The sequence below is a fragment of the Sphingobium sp. UBA5915 genome (assembly GCF_002431195.1).
GTDB classification, from domain to species: Bacteria; Pseudomonadota; Alphaproteobacteria; order Sphingomonadales; family Sphingomonadaceae; genus Sphingobium; species Sphingobium soli.
Genome location: NZ_DJDV01000121.1, coordinates 25,182 through 45,640 on the forward strand (window position 1 = coordinate 25,182; position 20,459 = coordinate 45,640).

A 20,459-nucleotide genomic window follows, 5' to 3' on the forward strand; every position below is an offset into this window, starting at 1 on the left:
TACGACCTTATAGTTATCCGATCAGACGACCGCCTGCGCCCGGATCGATTGGGGAAAGGGATTGATCCGGGCGGGCGCGGTCACCCCATTGCCGCGAACCGCTCGCGCATTCTCTGGATGACCTTGATTTTCACGGGCTTGCCGTCCCGCAATTTGTACCAGCTGTGCTGGCTGATGCCGTAGGTCGCCATGACCCCTTCTTTGGTGACGGCTGGAATGTGCCGGCGAAGCCGGTCGAACTCTTCCTTGCTGATCGTATCCATTGGAAGAATGCGCGCCATGCCCCTGCTCCTTTCTAGAACTTCACGCCGGCAGTGATGAAATAATAGGACCCGTTGAAACCGAACTGGTTGGCGTTGCGCGTGTAGGGCGTCTGGCCGTCCGAATAGGATGCCGCCTGGCCTACATCGCCGTCGCGCGTGTTCTTCCATTTGTCGGGATAGGTGTTGAAGATGTTGTTCGCGCCCATCGTCAGCGAGAAGGATTCGGTGAACGCGTAGCTGAGCGTCGCATCGAACAGCGCTTTTCCCCGGAAGGTCTGTACGCAGCGGTTGGTCGCGTCGCATTTCACATTCTTGTCCTGCGACGAGAGCCCGGTGGAAAAGGCTTTCACATTTCCGAAATAAGAGCCGCGCAGGCCCAGGGTCAGCTTGTCCCAGGTATCGCGCCGTTGACGCCATATTTGGCCGAGTTGAACGAGGGCGACGTGAACTGGATTTGCTGGCCCAGATCGGTCTGGCCAGTGGCGCGCAGCTCGATATTGCTCACAACGTCCACTGCGACCGGCCGGTCCACGTCCGTGCGCGGTTTACCGCGCGAACCGATGACAACGATATCGTTCAACTGACGTTCGGCCATCTCTTGCGGGGCGTCGGGTGCAGGCGGCTCCAACTGGGTTTCGGGCGTGGTCGCCTCCGCTGGAGCCGATGGACTGTCAGGCGCGGGGCGAAGCCCAGGCACGTCCTGTGCCCAAACCGGCGCCGCGGCCGCGCATGCTGTGCCCATCATCAATGCTTTAAACAGTTGCCCCTTGGTCATGTTTTTCGCCTCTCCATATGCCGCCGCCGTTCACGCTGCGGCTTTTCTTTTGCAGGAGCAGCAGTCGTTTCGCGGGGTTGCCCCCCGGCGATGCCTGCTTCTCCGGCCTGTTCTCACCGGAACATGGCTGTAAAATCCCGCAAATATCAAAGTGACACAACCAAAATGGCCTCATATAAATATCTATAGAAAACAGTGGTATAGTCGTATTTTGACCAACGGCGTGTGCAAGAATTTGCCCATACCTTGTTGCCAGATGGGCCATTATTCACCACAAGTGTCTGATGCGGACTCGAACGCTTACGCTTGTGGTGCGATCAGCCCTGACGATAGCTATCGCGCTTTCGCTGGTGCTTGCCTTCGTCATCTCCGAACGCTTGGCGACGCGGCAAGCCATCGCCGACGTTTCCAATCGCGCGCAATCCTCCGCCATCCTTCTTGGGGCCAGTTTCCGGCGGGAGCTCGACAAGTTCAGGCTGGTTCCTGTCGTACTGGCGGACGATCAGGAGGCGCGCAACGCCCTGACGACGCGTGATCCCGCGCTGCTGCTGCGGTTGAACCAGAAGCTGGAGGCATTGAGCGACGAGACGCGGGCGGGGAATGTCTACCTGCTAGACGCGGATGGCGTGACGGTCGCGGCAAGCAACTGGCGGCGTGCCGACAGCTTCCTGGGCGACAGCTATGCTTATCGCGCCTATTATCGCGATGCCGCGCGATCCGGTAGCGCACAGCAGTTCGCCCTTGGTCAGCGCAGCCGCCGACCGGGCCTCTACATCTCTCGGCGGGTGGAGGCAGATGGCCACCTGCTCGGCGTGTTTGTGGTGAAGGTCGATTTTTCGTCGCTCGAGCGTGAGTGGCAGGAGACGGCGACGAATGCTTTCGTCACCGATGGTCGCGGGATCATCCTCATATCGTCCAACCCGCAATGGCAGTTCCAGACGACGCGGCCATTGTCCGGCGTAGAGCGATCACGCGCGCGCCGCGCACTCGATTTTGGCGCGGTGCCGCTGGTGCAAAATGCGCTGTACGCCGCAGGTGAAGTCGCACCGCGCAATCGTGCCACGCCCAAATTTGCCTATGTCGAAGCGAACGAGAATGTGGGCGCTGGATGGCGGATGCATGTGCTCGAATCCACCGAGCAGCCGTTGGGCAGCGCAGTGACCTTCTCTCGCCTCGCCGTGGCGATATTGGCGCTGGTTGTTGCCGGCGCGGTGCTGTTGTGGCGAATGCGACGACGGACGGAAGCAGCGCGTATAGAGCGGGAGACGTCCGCACGGCTGGCAGGGATGCGTGAGCAGCTTGTCCAAGCAAACAAGCTTGCCACCCTCGGCCAGATCACTGCGGGCGTGGCGCATGAGATCAACCAGCCGCTTGCAGCGATTTCCGCCTATGCCGGCAACGCGCTGGTACTCAACCGACGGGGCGACCATGAGCACGCATCCGAGGCGATGGAGCAGGTCGGAACGCTGACCGAACGGATCGGCATTATCACGCGTGAATTGCGCGGCTTTGCCAAACGGTCTTCCGGCGACGCCGAACCGGTCGCAGTGGAGGAGGTGATGGCTGGCACGGCGCTGCTGCTGCGCGACCGGATGCGAATGCTCGACGCCCGACTAGAAGTCGAAGGCGCGATGCTGTCGGTCCGCGCCGAGCGTGTTGGCCTAGAACAGGTATTGGTCAACCTGATCCAGAATGCGCTGGACGCCGGAGCATTGACGATCCGGATTCTGGTCACGCCTTATAAGGACCGGGTCGCGATTACCGTTTCGGACGATGGCACCGGACTGACGGACGAGGTCAGGGCGTCCCTGTTCATGCCGTTCAAGACCTCGAAACGGAACGGTCTTGGCTTGGGTCTGGTAATCTGCCGCGATATCGTGACCGGCTTTGGCGGAACGTTGATAGCGGCCAGCCCGCCGGCGGGGGCGGCCTTCGTGATTGATCTGGAGCGCGCATGACGAACACGGTCCTCTTCGTAGACGATGACGAGGATTTGCGCCGGGCCTCCGCGCAAACATTGTCGCTTGCCGGTTACGAGGTTCAGGTCACGGAGGGCGGCGCGGCTGCGATGCGCGAAGTGCATGGCGGTTTCGACGGCGTCATCGTCTCGGACATCCGTATGCCGGGGATGGACGGGGTGGAATTGCTGCGCCAGGTAGTCGCGCACGATCCCGACATGCCCGTCATCCTGATCTCCGGACATATTGACGTGCCGACCGCGATGGGTGCGCTGCGCACGGGCGCCTATGATGTGCTGGAAAAACCCTATTCTACCGAACAGCTGATCGCTGCGGTCGAACGCGCCTTAGAACGTCGCCGGCTGATCGTGGAAAACCGCCAACTTCGACAAGCAGCTCCGGCTGATGACGCAGAGCCGCTGATCGGTCATTCGCCCGCAATCGTGCAACTCCGGCGGACTATCGCGCAGATCGCACCGATAGGTGTCGATGTATTGATCCAAGGCGAAACCGGCACAGGCAAGGGTTTGGTCGCGGAAATGCTGCACAGGGCGTCGCGGCGTCGCGGACCGCTCATGGCGATCGACTGCGGCGCAATGCCCGCAGGTCTCGTTGAAGCAGAGCTGTTTGGCAATGTCGCAGACGCCGTACCGGGCAGCCGCATGCCCCGCACCGGTCGCCTCGAACAAGGCAATCGCGGCACCATATTCCTGGACGACATCGATGCGCTCGGCGATTCCACACAACTTGCAATCCAGCGCGTCCTGGAACGCCGCGAGGTGACGCCGGTCGGCGCGATCGCCGGGCGCTCGGTCGACCTGCGAGTAATATCTGCAAGCAGCGTCGATCTCGAGATGCTCGCCAAGTCAGGCCGCTTTCGCCTGTCGCTCTTTTATAGGCTCAACAGCGTGATCCTTCGTCTGCCGCCCCTGCGGGAACGTCGAGAGGACATCGCCCCTCTTTTCCGGCGCTTCGTCCTCCAGGCGGCAGTGCGTTTGGGAGTGAGCCCGCCCAAGCTGGAGGCGCGCACGTTCCGCCATTTGGAAAAGCACGATTGGCCGGGCAACGTACGTGAATTGATGCGTTTCTCGGAGAACTTCGTGTTAGGCCTGAGCGATCATGATCTGGACGCGGACGCCCGCCCCGGCCCCCCAGATCTTAAAGGAAGGCTTGACGCATTCGAAGCTGAATTGATCGAGGAGGCGCTCAGCGAAGCTGCAGGCGACGTCACTCGGGCTTGCGCCGCGCTCGGGGTGCCACGGAAGACCTTCTACTACCGTCTACAGAAACTCGGCATCGATCTCGCTAAATTCCGCAATTGACGCCCGAGCAAAAGATGTCACGCAGCATAGTTGACGCTTGGGCGCGCCATCAAGCCAAGCCGTCGGCTTGGCCTCGGCAACTCTTCGCGCGAACCGCGCGACATGCCGCACATAGTCGAACTGGGGCCTCCGCGCGAGCCCGCGCATGTTCATATCTTCGATCATGTGCTGGCGCAGGGAATGAGCGCGCATTGAGTTGAACATCGGCCATTATCAGCCCCTTGGATGAAAGGAGCCTCAATCGTCTGCCTACTCGGGCCCGAGCTCAACTTTAACGAAGACCTCTGCTGCGCGCCTGTACCTCAAAGCAAGCGCCACTCCCGCCCGGGCGGATTCGCGCTTCTCCCACGATCCGTCATTCCGCAAGCCCGGCTGGAGACCCTACGACTATCCGCTCACTTTCGCGAACGATCGCAGTCCGTCACATGCAAGAGACGCCATGGCCCGGCGGCATTCTGTTCAGTCGGCAGGACGCTCGAGGCCGGCCAAGCGTCATGGGTCGTCAAGAAGGCGTTGGCCTGATTGGACGGAGGGAACGGGATCAAAAAGGCATGAAGGCACGAGGTTTCAAGACAGCGCTGGTGACGATCGTGCTGGGGGTGTCCGGCATGGGTTTCCCCACGCCCGCGATCGCCCAACCAATGGCGCTGCTCGACCGGCATGGCAGCCGTATCGCGATCGAACCCTATGCGCCCAATATCGTGCGGGTAACAATCGCGCTCGACAAGGGACTGGCACAAGCACCGCCCGGACCCGGACCGATTGCGCCGCCGAACGCCGTTGGCTGGACGCACAGTAAGGACGGGGGCGCGGATATTTTCCGGTCTTCCGCGCTTGCCTTGACCGTCGATCCCCAGCCATGGCCTAGGGCGCCATCGCAGATGGACCGCTATTTCGCGCCGTCGCTACCGCCAGTCACCCTTACAATCCGCACCGCGCAAGGCAAGCTGCTAACGCGAATGACGGGCTGGGAAATGGCGCCGCACAGCGTGAATGGCGAGCAGACCTTCAAGGTCGGCGCCCGCTTCGATGCGCCATCCGACGAGCATTATTATGGCCTCGGGCAGAATCAGGATGGCATTCTCGACCTCAAGGGTCGGGAGATTGACTGCAAACATTATTATGATGCGCCGGCGGGTGAAACGGTCTGCGTGCCCTTCATGGTGACGAACAAGGGTTATGGCATTGTCTGGGACAATCCGGCCCGTACGCTGGTCTGGCCTGGTCTGCACAGCAGCACCCATTGGCAAAGCCAAGTGGGCGAGCGAGTGTCCTTCTTCGTCATTTCCGGCGCTACAACGGACGAAATCTACGCCGGCTATGCAAAGCTGACCGGAGAAACACCCCTGCCACCCAAAGCGGGATTCGGCCTCATCCAGAGCAAGGCGCGATACGAAAGCGAGCAGGAATTGCTTGGTGTCGCCAAAGGCTATCGCGACCGAGGCTATCCGCTCGACGTGATGGTACTCGACTGGTTCTACTGGACCCGCATGGGGCAGTTGGACATCGACCGCACCTATTTTCCAGACCCCAAGGGGATGAACGACCAGCTCAAAGCGATGGGCATGCGCTCCATCATTAGCGTATGGCCGCGCTTCGAGCGGGAGTCGCGCTATTTCGACATGCTGGCGACTAAAGGCTGGCTGCTCAAGGACAAGGATGGCAACCCCGTCGATGGCCTGCCCGTCCGCTATGATCGGGCCGGCGCGCTGATCGACAGCACGAACCCTGAGGCACGCGCCTGGTTCTGGAGCAAGATCCACGACAATATCCTCTCAGAAGGATTCGATTGGCTGTGGCTGGACGAAACCGAACCCGACGTGATCCCGGAGGGCTATGTCTTTTCAATCGGGTCGGGCGATCGCTTTCGCAATCTCTTCCCGCTCGTGCATATCGGCGGCATAGCCGAAGGATCGGCGCGCGATCGTCCCGATTTCCGCAACATGATCCTGGCGCGCGCCGCCTATCTAGGCGCCCAGCGACATGGCGGACTATTCTGGTCCTCGGACGTCAAGTCGACCTGGGAAGCGTTGCGGCGCCAGGTGCCGGCCGGGCTCAACTACACTGCGTCTGGTATCGCTTATTGGGGCAGCGACATTGGCGGCTGGCAATGGCCCAAGGGTCCGCCGCCGCAGGCCCCCGTGCTGCTCGACCCTGCGGGCATGACCGCCGCCGGCATGGACTATATCGACTATCCCGAACTGTTCGTGCGCTGGTTTCAATATAGCGTCTTCACGCCCACCCTGCGCATCCACGGCCAGCGGCCTGACACTGAAATATGGACCTATGGCAAGGCGGCCGAGCCGATCCTGGCCGACTGGCTTCGCCTGCGCTACGCACTGATGCCCTACATCTATTCGCTGGGCCGCCATACCTACGATAGCGGCGCGCCCTTCATGCGCGCCCTCTTCATGGATTTCCCCAATGATCTCAAGGTCGCGACGATCGGCGACCAATATATGTTCGGTCCCGCCTTCCTGGTCGCGCCAGTTACCGAGCAGGGCCAGACCAAGCGCCCCGTCTACCTGCCGGCGGGCGTGGCCTGGTATGATTATTGGACCAACCAGCGCTACGATGGTGGGCAGACGATCGAGGTCGAGGCCCCGATCCATCGCATGCCGCTGTTCGTCAAGGCAGGGTCGATCATCCCAATGGGCGTTCAGGTGAAAAGCACGGCGGAACGGCAGCTGCTCGAAGCGATCCGGGTCTATCCGGGGGCCGACGCGCGCTTCACCCTGTATGATGACGACGGCCAGACCAATGCCTATCGCAAGGGCGGCATGAAGGCGGACCTGGCTTGGGACGACCAGAGCCGGTCGCTCAGCAGCAAGACGAAATTGCCCAGCGGTCAGGCGATCGACGGCCTGGTACAGATTATGGGCCAATAAGGAGCTTTATCGGCATGACTGGCATCAATCGCCGCGATCTGGGGCTGGGTCTGGGCGCGGCCGCGCTGGGCGTATCGCTCACAGGCAGCGTCAGCGCCGGCACCCAGACCAGCGCGGCCGTCCCGAACGGCGCGGTGGACCCGCTGCATTTCCCGGACGGCTTCCTGTGGGGCGCGGCAACGGCCGCCTATCAGATCGAGGGCGCGGCCAAGGAGGATGGTCGCGGGCTGACCAACTGGGACGTTTTCTCGCACACGCCTGGAAAGGTCGCCAATGGCGACACGGGTGACGTCGCCTGCAACAGCTATCATCGCTATCAGGAGGATATCGCCCTTTTGCAGGCGCTGGGCGTCAAGGCCTATCGCTTCTCGATCGCCTGGTCCCGCATCTTTCCTGATGGCCGGGGACAGCCCAATCCCAAAGGCTTCGCTTATTATGATCGGCTGGTCGACGGATTGCTGGCCGCTGGCATAACGCCGCATGTCACCCTGTTTCACTGGGACCTGCCCCATGCGCTGCCCGGCGGATGGCAGAACCGCGACACCGCCTACGCGTTTGCCGACTATGCCAGCTACATCACGGCACGGCTGAGCGACCGCGTGAAGCATATCATGACGGTCAACGAACTGCGTTGTTTCACGGACCTGAGCTATATGACCGGCGGAAAGGCGCCCGGCCTCAAGCTGCCGATGAAGGAGGTCAACCAGGTCCGCCACCACGGCGTTCTCGCCCACGGGCTTGGTGTTCAGGCGATTCGCGCGGCAACTAGGTCGGGCGTACAGGTCGGCATCGCCGACAACCCAAATATCTATGTGCCCGCGATCGAAACAGACGAGCATATCGAGGCGGCCAAGCGAGCGATGCGGGAAGAGAATGCGATGTTCCTGACCGCGATCTTGGAAGGCGCCTATCGCGACACCTATCTGGAAGCCCAAGGCGAGGACGCGCCGGTGGTCAGGGCCGGCGACATGCAGGCGATCGGCAGTGCGCTCGATTTCCTGTCGATCAACGTCTATACCGGCAACACCGTTCGCGCCGACGGCTCGAAGCCGGGCGGTTATGACATCCTTGCCCGGCTGCCGCAGTCGCCGCGCATGGCTTCACCCTGGCTCTATGTCAGCCCCGAAGTCCTTTACTGGGGCATTCGCGCCATCCATGAAATGTGGCGGCCCAAGGCGATGTATATCTCGGAAAATGGTTGCTCGACCGACGACCGGCTGTCTTCGGACGGGCGCGTCTATGATGCGGATCGGGTCATGTATCTGCGCAACTACATCACGCATCTTCAACGCGCAGCGCGTGAGGGCCTGCCGATCAGGGGCTATTTCGTCTGGAGCTTGATGGACAATTTCGAGTGGGAGGATGGCTATACCAAGCTGTTCGGCATCCACCATGTCGATTTCAAGACGCAGAAAAGGACCCCGAAGCTGTCGGCCGACTGGTATCGCGAACTGGTGCGGACCAACCGGCTGGTCTGACCATGCGAAGTCGGGCAGCCTTAGTCCAGCAGGTCGTACAAGGCATGGTTGACGGGACGGTCGCCGCGCCGTTCCATCTGCGCCAGCGTTGCCTGGGCCATGGCGCGATAGGCGGGCAGCAAATCGGGGCAGGCCCGCGCCAGCGCAGTCAGATGATGATGGATGGTTTGAGCATCGCCACGCAACAGGGGACCCGACAGGGCGTCAGACCCTTTTGACAAGCTGTTATCCAGCGTCGCGCGGACGAGCGGCGCAAGCAATGCGGCGGGATCCTGGACCCCGGCCGCAGCCAGCGCGTCAGTCGCGCCAACCAGCAGGGTCACCATATGATTGGCGGCATGCGACAGCGCGGCATGATAGAGGGGACGGTGATCTTCCTCGACAATCTCGACGACGCCGCCAAGCAATGTCACAAGCGCGCGGCCCTGTGCAATCGCGGCGGGTTCCGATGCCGTGATTGCGAAGCTCGCGCCTGTCATGAGCGTGACTTCCGCCGCAGCATCGCCGGTGAAGGTCATCACCGGGTGGATCGCTGCGGTCAACGCGCCTGCCGCGCGCAGTGGGTCAAGCACCGACACGCCGCTCCCACCGCTTAAATGAATGCAAAAGGGTGCAGGTGAAGGACATGGCGAAAATGACAAAGTCTGCGCTACCGAGGCGATCGCATCGTCCGAAACCGCCAACAGCACCAGATCGCAGCGTTGCATCAGTTCGGCAGCGTTGCTGACCACATGACCGCCGACAATCGCAGCAGCATTGCGCGCCCGCATTTCATCGCGGCCCCAGATGCAAGGCGGATGGGCGCTATGGACGGCGAGCGCGAACCCCATGGCGCACGCGACCCTGCCGTTGCCGACGATCCCAATGCGCTGATAGATATGACTTGTCATGGCGCTATCATTATCACAGCACCCGCGCGGCGCGATGTCAGATGATTGCCAGCACGCTGGTGAAGATGATGCGCACGAGGTCAGCCTGCCCCCCCGCCCCCGTCTTGGCATAGATTTTCTTTGAATAGTTGCGGGCGGTTTCGGTGGTGAGGCCAAGATCATGCGCAGCCTCCGCGATGCTGCGCCCTTGCGCCATGGCCCAGGCTAGACGGGCCTCGCTTGGCAGGAGACCGAAAAGGTCGATCAACTGCTCGCACCGATCATCACGGGACCAGCGATCGCCGCTCAGATACAGCATCGCCACCGCTGGCGACGCTTCCGAAGGCTGGCGATCGGGTATGGCGGTCACGAACATGTCCATCCAGGGGTCCTGACTCAAGCGAAAGGCGCGGGGGCGGATGTGGGGGTCTTGCGCAAAGGCCTTGGCCAACGCGGCCACGTCCCTGTCGATCGCGGCCGACGCAAAGGTCAGCCGGTCATAGCGTCCATGACGCAGCAGGGCGGTGCGGCGCAGTATGTCCTGGACATTGGCCGACTGGTCGATGATGCGGCAACGCGCGTCGATGGTGAGCCATCCGAAATTCAGGCGTCCGATCATTTCGGACGAGATGGAGGCCCGCCGTCTTTCCCGCTCCAGCGCCGCCAGATTATTGAGGGCAATCTTAAGATGTGGTCCCAGGCGGCTGAGCAGGGCTGCGCTTGCCGCGCCCATGTCGCGGGGGCCGGCGATCGTCAGCCAGGCGTGCGCATCATTTGCATCCGTCAGCCGCAGGGTCCGCAAATGGCGAAAGCCAAATCCTTCCGGCGTTGCGAAAGTTCGCACGCCCTGATCGGCGGCGGTCAACTCGTCCCAGGCATAGACGCGCCCTTCCCGCAAAAGCCGGGCGGCATCATCATCCCTTGTAAAATACTCTTGCAGCGCCAGCGGCAGGCTATCTCCGGCATGGAAGTGCACCGCGGGTCCTTCCTTGGGGCGCATAATCAGGCTGGCCGTCGCAGCGCCCGTAGCGCCTTGCAGCAGGCCAAGAAAACGGCTCCATAGCGGCTGATCCCACAGGCCGTCATGCAGTGCGGCCAAAAGGTCCGCTTCACCAGTATTCATCATCCGCATCGGCATTTTCTGCCACACTCCCATATGGGAGGTCAAATAGGTGCAGGATGATGCGACAGGGGGCCGTCCTTGCCGTGGAGACACCATGCTTGATAAGAAGACCCTAACCCATCTGGAACGCCTCGAAGCAGAGAGCATCCACATCCTGCGCGAAGTGGTGTCGGAGGCGGAAAAGCCGGTGATGCTCTATTCAGTAGGCAAGGACAGCGCGGTGATGCTGCATCTTGCGCGCAAGGCCTTTTACCCCTCGCCGCCTCCCTTCCCCCTGCTGCATGTCGACACCACGTGGAAATTCCGCGCGATGTACGATCTGCGCGATCGGATGGCGCGTGAAAGCGGGATGGAACTGCTGGTTTACCAGAACCCCGAGGCCAAGGACCGGGGGATCAACCCCTTCGATCATGGACCGCTGCACACCGACATGTGGAAGACGGAAGGGTTGAAGCAGGCGCTCAATCTGTATGGCTTCGACGCGGCCTTTGGCGGCGCACGACGCGACGAGGAAAAGAGCCGCGCCAAGGAACGTATTTTCTCGTTCCGAACGGCCAGCCATGGATGGGACCCCAAGAACCAGCGACCGGAATTGTGGAACCTCTACAATGCGCGCAAGAACAAGGGCGAGAGCATCCGGGTTTTTCCGATCAGTAACTGGACCGAACTCGACATTTGGCAATATATCCACCTGAACGACGTGCCGATCGTGCCGCTCTATTTTGCCGATAAGCGCCCAACGGTAGAACGCGATGGCATGTTGCTGATGGTGGATGATGACCGCTTTCCCCTGCAGCCGGGCGAGGAACCGGTCATGCGCTCCATCCGGTTCCGCACGCTGGGCTGCTATCCCCTGACCGGCGCGGTGGAGAGCCAGGCAAAGACGCTGCCGGAGGTGATCCAGGAAACGCTGCTCACCACGACATCCGAACGCCAGGGTCGCGCCATCGACAAGGATGCCGGCGGCGCGGGCATGGAGAAAAAGAAGCAGGAAGGATATTTCTGATGCGACCCGTCATCCGCAACGCGGATGACGGCACGGCTAATCCGGCGCAGGCCGGTGCCTTACGCCTCAGGCAAACCTTTCCCCCCGAACCCCGAGATGCCAGCGCCTGCCGGCACGACGGAATAGAATGACGGGACAGACGACATGACCGACACCGTTGCAGAACCCATCTACCAGACCGACGCCCTGATCGCGCAGGATATCGACGCCTATCTTGAAACGCACCAGCATAAGACCATGCTGCGCTTCATCACCTGCGGGTCGGTGGATGATGGCAAGTCGACGCTGATCGGGCGGCTGCTCTATGACAGCAAGATGATCTTCGAGGATCAGCTGGAAGCCCTCCAATCGGACAGCAAGAAGGTCGGCACCCAGGGTGCGGAGATCGACTTCGCCCTTCTCGTCGATGGTCTGGCCGCAGAGCGCGAACAAGGCATCACGATCGACGTCGCCTACCGCTTCTTCAACACTGAGAAGCGCAAGTTCATCGTCGCCGATACGCCGGGGCACGAACAATATACCCGCAACATGGTGACGGGCGCGTCGACGGCTGACTTGGCAGTGATCCTAATCGATGCGCGCAAGGGCGTGCTGACCCAGACGCGCCGCCACAGTTATCTGGCGCATCTGATTGGCATTCGGAACATCGTGCTGGCGGTCAACAAGATGGACCTGGTCGGCTATGACCAGGCGACATTCGACGCCATTGTCGAGGACTATACCGCATTCGCCAAGTCGATCGGCATCGCGGCGTTCACTGCCATGCCGATTTCGGGGTTCAAAGGCGATAATATCACGACACTGTCCCCCAACACCCCCTGGTATCAGGGACCAAGCCTGATCGAGCATCTGGAAACGGTCGAGGTCAACAGCGCGACGGACGCGGACAAGCCGTTCCGTATGCCCGTGCAATGGGTCAATCGTCCCAATCTGGATTTTCGCGGCTTTTCCGGCCTGATCGCCACCGGGACGGTGCGGCCCGGTGACAGCGTGCGGGTGCTGCCATCGGGTAAGACCAGCAGCGTTACGCGGATCGTGACGTTGGACGGCGATTTGGACGAAGCGGTGGCCGGACAATCGGTAACGCTGTGCTTTGCCGATGAAATCGACTGTTCGCGCGGCGATGTGATCGCGCTGGCCGACAGCCCTCCCCAGGTGGCCGATCAGTTCGAAGCGACCATCGTGTGGATGGCGGACGAGGAAATGCTGCCCGGCCGGGCCTATTGGCTCAAGATCGGCACGCAGACCGTGACGGCGACGATCCAGCAACCCAAATATCAGGTCAACGTCAACACGATGGAGCATCTGGCGGCCAAGACGCTGGATTTGAACGCCATCGGCGTCGCCAATCTGTCGACCGACAAGCAGATCGTTTTCGAACCCTATGCCGACAACCGGACGCTGGGCGGTTTCATCCTGATCGACAAGATCAGCAATGCGACAGTTGCCGCCGGCATGCTGCATTTCAGCCTGCGCCGCGCGCAGAATGTTCATTGGCAGGCCACTGATGTCAGCCGCGACTTCCACGCGCGGCTTAAGAACCAGCGCCCCGCCGTGCTGTGGTTCACCGGCCTGTCGGGCGCGGGCAAATCGACCATCGCCAATCTTGTGGAAAAGAAGCTGGCGCGAATGAACCGCCACACCTTCCTGCTGGATGGCGACAATGTGCGCCATGGCCTGAACAAGGATCTGGGCTTTACCGATGCCGACCGGGTGGAAAATATCCGCCGGGTGGGTGAGGTGGCCAAGCTGATGACGGACGCGGGCCTGATCGTCATCACCGCCTTCATCTCCCCCTTCCGGTCGGAACGCGACATGGTGCGGCAGATGATGCAGCCTGGCGAGTTTTTCGAGGTGCATATCGACACGCCACTCGCCGAGGCGGAGGCCCGCGACGTCAAGGGTCTCTACAAGAAGGCGCGGGCGGGCGAGCTCAAAAATTTCACTGGGATCGACAGCCCCTATGAGCCGCCGCACGACCCGGAAATGCGGATCGACACCACCGCCATGACTGCCGACGAAGCCGCCGAGGCGATTGTTGCAAGGCTGATCCCATGAGCCCGGCTCCCGATCCCAGGGCGATGAGCGACGGCGATCTGGCCGCGCATCTGGCGCAGGTGGCCGGGCGCATATTGGTCGAGGTTCGATCGTCCGGCCTGTTCAGCCCCAAGGCGCTGGGCAAGGCGGGCGATCAGACCGCCAACCAGTTCCTGTGTCACGCCTTGCGTGAAGCCCGGCCCGATGACGGCCTGCTGTCCGAAGAGGAAAAGGACAATGAGGCACGACTGGGCAAGAGCCGCGTCTGGATTGTCGATCCCGTCGATGGCACGCGCGAATATGGCGAGGCGCGGTCGGATTGGGCGGTGCATGTCGGCATGGCCGTTGATGGCGCGCCCGCTCTGGGGGCGGTGGCACTGCCTGGCCTGGATGGCGGCACGGTGCTGCGATCCGACCAGCCCATAGTGGTGCCCCGTGCCCCCGAAAAGCTGCGCGTGGTGGTCAGCCGCACTCGCCCGGCCGCCGAAGCGGTCGCGGTCGCGCAAGCGTTGGACGCTGATCTGGTGCCCATGGGGAGCGCGGGCGCCAAGGCCATGGCCGTGATCCTGGGTCAGGCCGATATCTACCTGCATAGCGGTGGCCAATATGAATGGGACAGCATGGCCCCCGCCGCCGTCGCCATCGCCCATGGACTGCACGCCAGCCGGATCGACGGCAGTCCCCTCCTCTACAATCAGCGCGACGTCTATCTGCCCGATCTGCTGATCTGCCGTAAGGAGCATGCGGACAGGGTGCTAAGCCTTGTCGCATCACTACCAAAAGCCTGAGCGGTTCCATCAAGCAAGGCGAGCCGCCAGCTTCAACCGCCGCTGGTACGCCGCACGACAAGGCGGGTCGGCAGCACCATTGGCGGCGGCGGCCGATCCTCCACCTGCGCCAATATCGTGTCGACCAGCAATGCCCCTGCCCCCTTCATGTCCTGCATGATGGTTGTGAGTGGTGGGCTGGTCAGATTGGCGGCCGGAATGTCGTCGAAACCGACGATCGCAACGTCCTGCGGGATGGAAAGGCCGGCCTCCCCAAGGGCGCGCATGGCGCCGATCGCGATCAGATCACTGGCCGCGAAGATGGCGTCGAAAGGCGTGTCGCGCGCGATCAGCGTCCGCGCCGCGGCATAGCCTGCATCCTCGGCCGTGAGCGCATCGACCTGCAACTGCGGATCGAGCATGATGCCGCGCTCTTCCGCTGCGGCACAAAGACCACGATAGCGATCGGCAAATTCGGGATAATGTTCGTCGGCATGACCCAGAAAGGCAATGCGCCGCCGGCCCATTGAAAACAGATGATCGCCCGCCAGACGCCCGGCGCCGACATTGTCCGACCCGACCGTCGCGCCGATATTATCGTCGCTGACCGAACCCCAGCGCACGAAATGCGTACCATGGCCGACCAACTGCTCCAGCCGCTGCGTGTAGAGCGTATAATCGCCGTAGCCGAGCAGGATAAGGCCATCGGCGCGGTGACTGTCCTGATAGCGGACGTGCCAGTCATCCTCCATCTTCTGGAAGGAGATCAGCAGGTCAAGCCCGCGCGCGGCGCACTGGCGCGTGATCGAACCCAGCATCGACAGAAAAAAGGGATTGATATTGGATTCGTCCGGGGTCGGGTCCTCGAAAAACAGCAGCGCGATCGTATTCGACCGCTGCGATCGGAGCGATGACGCGTTCTTGTCGACGGAATAGTTAAGTTCGCGGGCGATCGCCTCGATCCGCTGGCGCGTCTCGAGGCTGACCGAGCGCGAGCCGCGCAGCGCACGGCTGACGGTCGGCTGCGACACGCCCGCCAGATAGGCGATATCGAAGCTTGTCGGCTTGCTGCTTGGCTGACGTCCCACATTCCCCTCCCGCCCCGACGAAAGGGCTTTTTTCTTGGTAGGACCGTCATGCGGATTAGGCAATTAGGCAGCGTTGCATGATGGCCACAGTGAGTCACGTCCCACCGCGGCCGCATAATATGCGTATACGTATGCCATCTGGCGACCCTGGCCAGCCACAGCGTAAGGAAACGGCCAACGCATACAGGTGGCGCCGCATCGCCACGCTGCATTCGAGAAGGGTTTGCACCGGCCGGGACAAGAGCCGACGGTGACAAGGGGAGAGGATAATGGCTAATCACACAGACCGCGCCCACTGGCTGGGCGCTTCGATGCTGGCGATCATCGTCGCGGCGACGGCCGTTCCGGCCATGGCACAGGACGCGATTCCGCAGGCTGACAGCGCGCCGCAGGATGATCCCGCCAGCACCATCGTCGTCACCGGTTTCCGCGCCGCGCTTGAGAACGCCGTCAACGTCAAGAAGAATGCGCAGACCATCGTCGAATCCGTGTCAGCCGAAGATATCGGCAAGCTGCCCGACGCGTCGATCGGCGAATCCATCGCCCGCCTGCCCGGCCTGACGTCGCAGCGCCTGTTCGGCCGCGCCAATTCGATCGCGATCCGCGGCGCCAGTGCCGACCTGTCCTCCACGACGCTGAACGGACGGCCGCAAACATCGACCGGCGAACAGCGCAATGTCGAATTCGATCAATATCCTGCCGAAGTCGTCAGCCGCGTCGACGTCTACAAGACGCCGCAGGCCAATCTAATCCATCAAGGTCTGGTCGGCACCGTCGATATTCGCACCATCCGTCCGCTCGATTATGGCAAGCAACTGATCGCCGTCGGCGCCCGCGGTGTCTATGCGGACCTGGGCAAGGTCAACGCCGACAGCAACGACATGGGCTATCGCCTGACCGGCACCTATGTCGACCAGTTTGCCGGCGACCGGATCGGCGTTGCCCTGTCGGTGGCCTATAGCGACGAACCCTATCAGTCGAAAGAGTTTGAAGCCTGGGGCTATGCCGACACGCCCGATGGCCAGAAGGTCATTGGCGGCATCAAACCGTTCGGCGTGTCAACGCAGCTCAAGCGCCTGGGTATCCAGGGCAGCGTCCAGATGCAGGCGACCGATACGCTGATGCTGACCTTCGACGGCTTCTACGGTGATTTCAAAGACAAGCAGATCAAGCGCGGCGTCGAATTCCCGCTCTACTGGTCGAGCGCATCGCTGGTTCCCGGCAGCACGATGAGCGACGGCAATTTCATCAACAAGGGCACGTTCACCAATGTCGAAGCCGTGGTGAACAATCATGGCTATGAGCGCACGTCGAAGATTTTTTCCGGCGGTTTCAACGCCAAATATACCGGCGATGATGGCTGGTCGGCCAGCTTCGACTTTGGCTATTCGCGCACCGACCGCAGCGAATTGTCGCTGGAGACGAACGCGGGCACGGGCTATGGTCCGGGCGTTGGCGCAACCGACACGCTGGACTTCGTCAGCACTAAGACCGGCACGCGCTTCACCAGCAGCCAGTTGGACTATAGCGACCCCAATCTGATGGTGCTGACCGATCCGCTGGGCTGGGGCGCGGGCGCGCCGCTGGGCCATCAGGAAGGCTATTATAATGACCGGATTATCGACGATGAGCTGAAAAGCTACCAGATCGAATTCGGCAAGGAGATAGAAAGCAGTTTCCTGTCGAAGATCACGGCGGGCCTCGGCTATACTGATCGCACCAAGTCCAAGACGCCGGAAGAATATTTCCTGAACCTGGCCAATGGCGCGACGTCGCTCGTGCTGCCCGAACAATATCGCATGGACGGCACGGACCTGAGCTTCATCGGCGTGGGGCCGATCCTGTCCTATGACCCCTTCAAGCTGCTGGAAGATGGCGTTTATGTGCTGACGACCAACCCCAGCAAGGATGTCCCTGCCAAGGCCTATTCGGTGACGGAGCGGGTCATGTCGGCCTATCTGATGGCAGACATTCGGGCCGACGTGGGATCGGCCGAACTGACCGGCAATGTCGGCGTGCTCGCCCAGAATACCGAGCAGAAATCGCGTGGGTTCCAGAATCTGGCGGCGGCCGATCTGGTGCCGACCACGCGGGGCGCGACCTATTGGGACGTACTGCCCAGCGCCAACCTGTCGCTGCGCTTCCCCAGCGACTTCGTCATCCGCCTGTCGGGCGCGCGCGAAATCCAGCGTCCTCGCTTCGAAGACATGAAGGTCAGTTTGGATTACGGCTATAACACCAATAGCGGTGTCATAACCGGCACCGGCGGATCGCCCACGCTGCGCCCCTATCGCGCCTGGGCGGCGGACATGAATTTCGAAAAATATTTCGGGACCAAGGGCTATGTGGGCCTTCAGCTATTCTACAAGAAGCTGCAAAGCTACGTCTACCGGGAGACAGTGCCGTTCGACTATACCGGCCTGCCGGTCATCCTGCCGCCCGGCGTCACCGACCTGGAAGGCACCATCACGCGCCCGGTCAATGGTTCAGGTGGCAAGCTCTATGGCTTTGAAGTTGCGGGCACGGTGCCGTTCGAAGTGATCACGCCGGCGCTGGAAGGCTTCGGTCTGACCGGAGGCGCAGGCTATACCAAGACCAGCATCCGCCCGGGGGTCGGGGCGTCAGCCGAAGACCTGCCCGATTATTCGCGCTGGGTCGCCAACGGGACGCTCTTCTTTGAAAAATGGGGCTTTTCGGCGCGTGGATCGGTGCGCTATCGGTCGTCCTTCGTGGGCCAGTTTGTCGGTTTCGGCGGTGAGCGGGAATTGCGCCGGGCGCTTAGTGAAACCATCGTCGATGCCCAGATCGGCTATGAATTCCAGAAGGGCAGCGCACTGGAAGGCCTGTCCTTCTTCCTCCAGGGCCAGAATCTGACCGATGAACCGTTCGTGTCGGTCGACACCGGGGCGTCGATCCAAATCCGCAATTATCAAAGCTACGGCGCGCGTTACATGGCGGGCTTCAACTACCGCTTCTGATGTGTAGACTTGGCCTGGCGGTGTTCGCGCCGCCGGGCCGTTTGGCGCCTTTTGCAGCAGGGAGATTTCCCGATGGGACGAACGGCCACGGCGCTTTACGTGACAGCCGCCACCATGATCGCGGCCCTTGCCGGCGGGGCGGCCATCGCGGACCCCCTCACCGAATTAAGGGCGCGCACGCCAGACCGGGAAATCGTCTATTTCGTCCTGCCCGACCGGTTCGCCAATGGGAATCCGCGCAATGACAAAGGGGGCTTGCGTGGCGGCCCGCTCCAGACCGGCTATGATCCGACATCACGCGCTTTCTATCATGGCGGGGATCTCAAGGGCCTGACCGCCCAGCTGGACTATATCCAGAGGCTGGGCGCGACCGCCATCTGGCTGGCGCCGATTTTCAAGAACAAGCCGGTACAGGGCGGCCCCGGACAGGAAAGCGCCGGCTATCATGGCTATTGGGTGACGGACTTCACGCGCGTGGACCCGCATTTTGGGACCGACGCCGATTTCAAGGCCTTGGTCGAGGCGGCGCATGCACGCGGCATGAAGGTCTATATGGACATCATCGCCAATCATACAGCCGATGTGATCCAATATAAGGAAAGCCGCGACGCCGCGCCCGTTTATCGCAACAAGGCGGACTATCCCTTTTCGCGCAAAGGCGGCGTGACAGGAGCGGCGATCAACGTAGGATTTGCCGGGGATCAGGATGCAAATGCCGGCAATTGGGCAAAGCTGAACGACCCATCCTTTGCCTATACGCCGGTCATCGCCAAGAGCGAGGAAACGGTCAAGCTTCCCGCCTGGCTCAACGACCCGATATATTATCATAACCGGGGCGATACCGACTGGCGCGGCGAGAGCGCGCAATATGGCGATTTCGTCGGTCTCGATGATCTTGCCACTGAAAATCCGCGCGTCGTCGCGGGCTTCATCGACATTTACAAAGGCTGGATCGACCGGTTCGGTATCGATGGGTATCGCATCGACACAGCCAAGCATGTGAACCCGGAGTTCTGGCGCGCCTTCATCCCCGCCATCCGCGCCCACGCGGCCGCCAGGGGCATTCCCAATTTCCATATCTTCGGTGAAGTCGCCACCGGCGATTATGACCCGGCCTTGCTGGCGAGTTGGACCCGCAATGCCGGTTTCCCCGCTGTCCTGGATTTCGCGTTCATGCGCGCGGCGGTCGACGCGGCAAGCGGTAAAAGCGGAACCGATTTGCTGGCGCGGCTGACCGATGACGATGCTCTGTACGAAGGCGGCAAGGCGGCAGCTCTGCAATTGCCGACATTCCTTGGCAACCACGATGCGGGCCGCTTCGCCTATTTCCTGCGCGCAGCGAAACCTGCCATGTCGCCCCAGGAGGAGTTGGCCCGCATGATGCTGGGCCATGCGATGCTGCTGACGCTGCGCGGCGTGCCGACCATCTATTATGGCGACGAGCAGGGCTTTGCCGGCACCGGCAATGACCAGCAGGCGCGGCAGGATATGTTTCCGTCACAGGTTGCCGAATATAATCGGGACCGGCTGGTCGGGACGAGCGCGACCACAGCCGCCGACAATTTCGCAACCGACCATCCGCTTTATATGGAAATTGCGCGGCTGGCCCGCCTACGCGTCGCTACCGCAGCCCTATCGCGGGGTGCTACTCTGGTACGGGCCAGTTCGGACAAGCCGGGCTTGTTCGCAGTGTCCCGGTTCGACCCTGACAATGGCCGTGAAATTCTTGTTGCCTTCAACACCAGCGATGCCCCTGTCACGACGCAAGTCGCCATCGATCCCGCAAGCCGGACTTTTTCAAGCCTTTCAGGTGATTGCCAGGCCACAGTCACCGCGCCGGGAAGCCTGACCCTACGCCTGCCTGCCTTCGGCTATGCCGTTTGCGCCGCCCAACCTTGACCCTTTGG

15 protein-coding genes are annotated in these 20,459 nt (G+C 61.7%); 9 read left to right on the top strand and 6 right to left on the bottom strand.

The window, feature by feature from the left end; all coding sequences use genetic code 11:
* Positions 1-80 precede the first annotated feature (80 nt).
* The 3 genes from B2V90_RS21325 to B2V90_RS21335 are packed head-to-tail and all read right to left on the bottom strand — an operon-like array spanning position 81 to position 1,038.
* Complete coding sequence (locus tag B2V90_RS21325; RefSeq protein WP_228222872.1) at positions 81-281, bottom strand: hypothetical protein; 201 nt, start codon at positions 279-281, stop codon at positions 81-83.
* A 14-nt stretch (positions 282-295) separates the two neighbouring features.
* Positions 296-613, bottom strand: a complete 318-nt coding sequence (locus B2V90_RS21330; RefSeq protein WP_293923070.1) for a TonB-dependent receptor — start codon at positions 611-613, stop codon at positions 296-298.
* A gap of 32 nt (positions 614-645) precedes the next feature.
* Positions 646-1,038 carry a hypothetical protein gene (locus B2V90_RS21335; protein ID WP_228222871.1) on the bottom strand — a complete coding sequence of 131 codons (393 nt, stop codon included), beginning with the start codon at positions 1,036-1,038 and terminating at the stop codon, positions 646-648.
* A 308-nt stretch (positions 1,039-1,346) separates the two neighbouring features.
* Between B2V90_RS21335 and B2V90_RS21340 the strand changes: the two genes are divergently transcribed.
* From B2V90_RS21340 to B2V90_RS21355, 4 genes are all read left to right on the top strand, one after another.
* Complete coding sequence (locus B2V90_RS21340) at positions 1,347-2,996, top strand: sensor histidine kinase (protein WP_293923072.1); 1,650 nt, start codon at positions 1,347-1,349, stop codon at positions 2,994-2,996.
* Positions 2,993-4,318: a sigma-54-dependent transcriptional regulator gene (locus B2V90_RS21345; protein ID WP_228222869.1), complete on the top strand. Its 1,326-nt coding sequence runs from the start codon at positions 2,993-2,995 to the stop codon at positions 4,316-4,318. The genes B2V90_RS21340 and B2V90_RS21345 overlap by 4 nt, the downstream gene beginning before the upstream one ends.
* Before the next feature lie 551 nt (positions 4,319-4,869).
* Positions 4,870-7,206, top strand: a complete 2,337-nt coding sequence (locus B2V90_RS21350; protein ID WP_228222868.1) for a TIM-barrel domain-containing protein — start codon at positions 4,870-4,872, stop codon at positions 7,204-7,206.
* Positions 7,207-7,220: 14 nt separating this feature from the next.
* On the top strand, positions 7,221-8,684 hold the full coding sequence (locus B2V90_RS21355; protein ID WP_228222867.1) for a GH1 family beta-glucosidase: 1,464 nt from the start codon (positions 7,221-7,223) through the stop codon (positions 8,682-8,684).
* A 20-nt stretch (positions 8,685-8,704) separates the two neighbouring features.
* Here B2V90_RS21355 and B2V90_RS21360 read toward each other — a convergent pair whose 3' ends face one another.
* Together B2V90_RS21360 and B2V90_RS21365 are read right to left on the bottom strand one after the other, a co-directional pair.
* Positions 8,705-9,574 carry a Rossmann-like and DUF2520 domain-containing protein gene (locus tag B2V90_RS21360; protein ID WP_228222866.1) on the bottom strand — a complete coding sequence of 290 codons (870 nt, stop codon included), beginning with the start codon at positions 9,572-9,574 and terminating at the stop codon, positions 8,705-8,707.
* Between the two features lie 37 nt (positions 9,575-9,611).
* Positions 9,612-10,676, bottom strand: a complete 1,065-nt coding sequence (locus B2V90_RS21365; RefSeq protein WP_414711633.1) for a helix-turn-helix transcriptional regulator — start codon at positions 10,674-10,676, stop codon at positions 9,612-9,614.
* Positions 10,677-10,770: 94 nt separating this feature from the next.
* Between B2V90_RS21365 and cysD the strand changes: the two genes are divergently transcribed.
* The 3 genes from cysD (at position 10,771) to B2V90_RS21380 (ending at position 14,507) form a co-directional block, all read left to right on the top strand.
* Complete coding sequence (gene cysD / locus B2V90_RS21370) at positions 10,771-11,682, top strand: sulfate adenylyltransferase subunit CysD (protein WP_228222864.1); 912 nt, start codon at positions 10,771-10,773, stop codon at positions 11,680-11,682.
* A 144-nt stretch (positions 11,683-11,826) separates the two neighbouring features.
* Positions 11,827-13,740, top strand: a complete 1,914-nt coding sequence (gene cysN, locus B2V90_RS21375) for a sulfate adenylyltransferase subunit CysN (protein WP_228222863.1) — start codon at positions 11,827-11,829, stop codon at positions 13,738-13,740.
* A gap of 23 nt (positions 13,741-13,763) precedes the next feature.
* Positions 13,764-14,507 (top strand): 3'(2'),5'-bisphosphate nucleotidase CysQ, encoded by a 744-nt coding sequence (locus B2V90_RS21380; protein WP_414711634.1) that lies wholly within the window; start codon positions 13,764-13,766, stop codon positions 14,505-14,507.
* A 32-nt stretch (positions 14,508-14,539) separates the two neighbouring features.
* On the opposite strand, the gene B2V90_RS21385 is transcribed toward B2V90_RS21380, so the two are convergent.
* Entirely contained in the window at positions 14,540-15,574 is a 1,035-nt protein-coding gene (locus B2V90_RS21385; protein WP_228222861.1) for a LacI family DNA-binding transcriptional regulator, read from the bottom strand.
* Positions 15,575-15,843: 269 nt separating this feature from the next.
* Here B2V90_RS21385 and B2V90_RS21390 point away from each other — a divergent pair, with 269 nt between their 5' ends.
* Positions 15,844-18,552 (top strand): TonB-dependent receptor, encoded by a 2,709-nt coding sequence (locus tag B2V90_RS21390; protein ID WP_228222860.1) that lies wholly within the window; start codon positions 15,844-15,846, stop codon positions 18,550-18,552.
* A 72-nt stretch (positions 18,553-18,624) separates the two neighbouring features.
* On the top strand, positions 18,625-20,451 hold the full coding sequence (locus B2V90_RS21395) for an alpha-amylase family glycosyl hydrolase (protein WP_414711631.1): 1,827 nt from the start codon (positions 18,625-18,627) through the stop codon (positions 20,449-20,451).
* Positions 20,452-20,459: the final 8 nt, after the last annotated feature.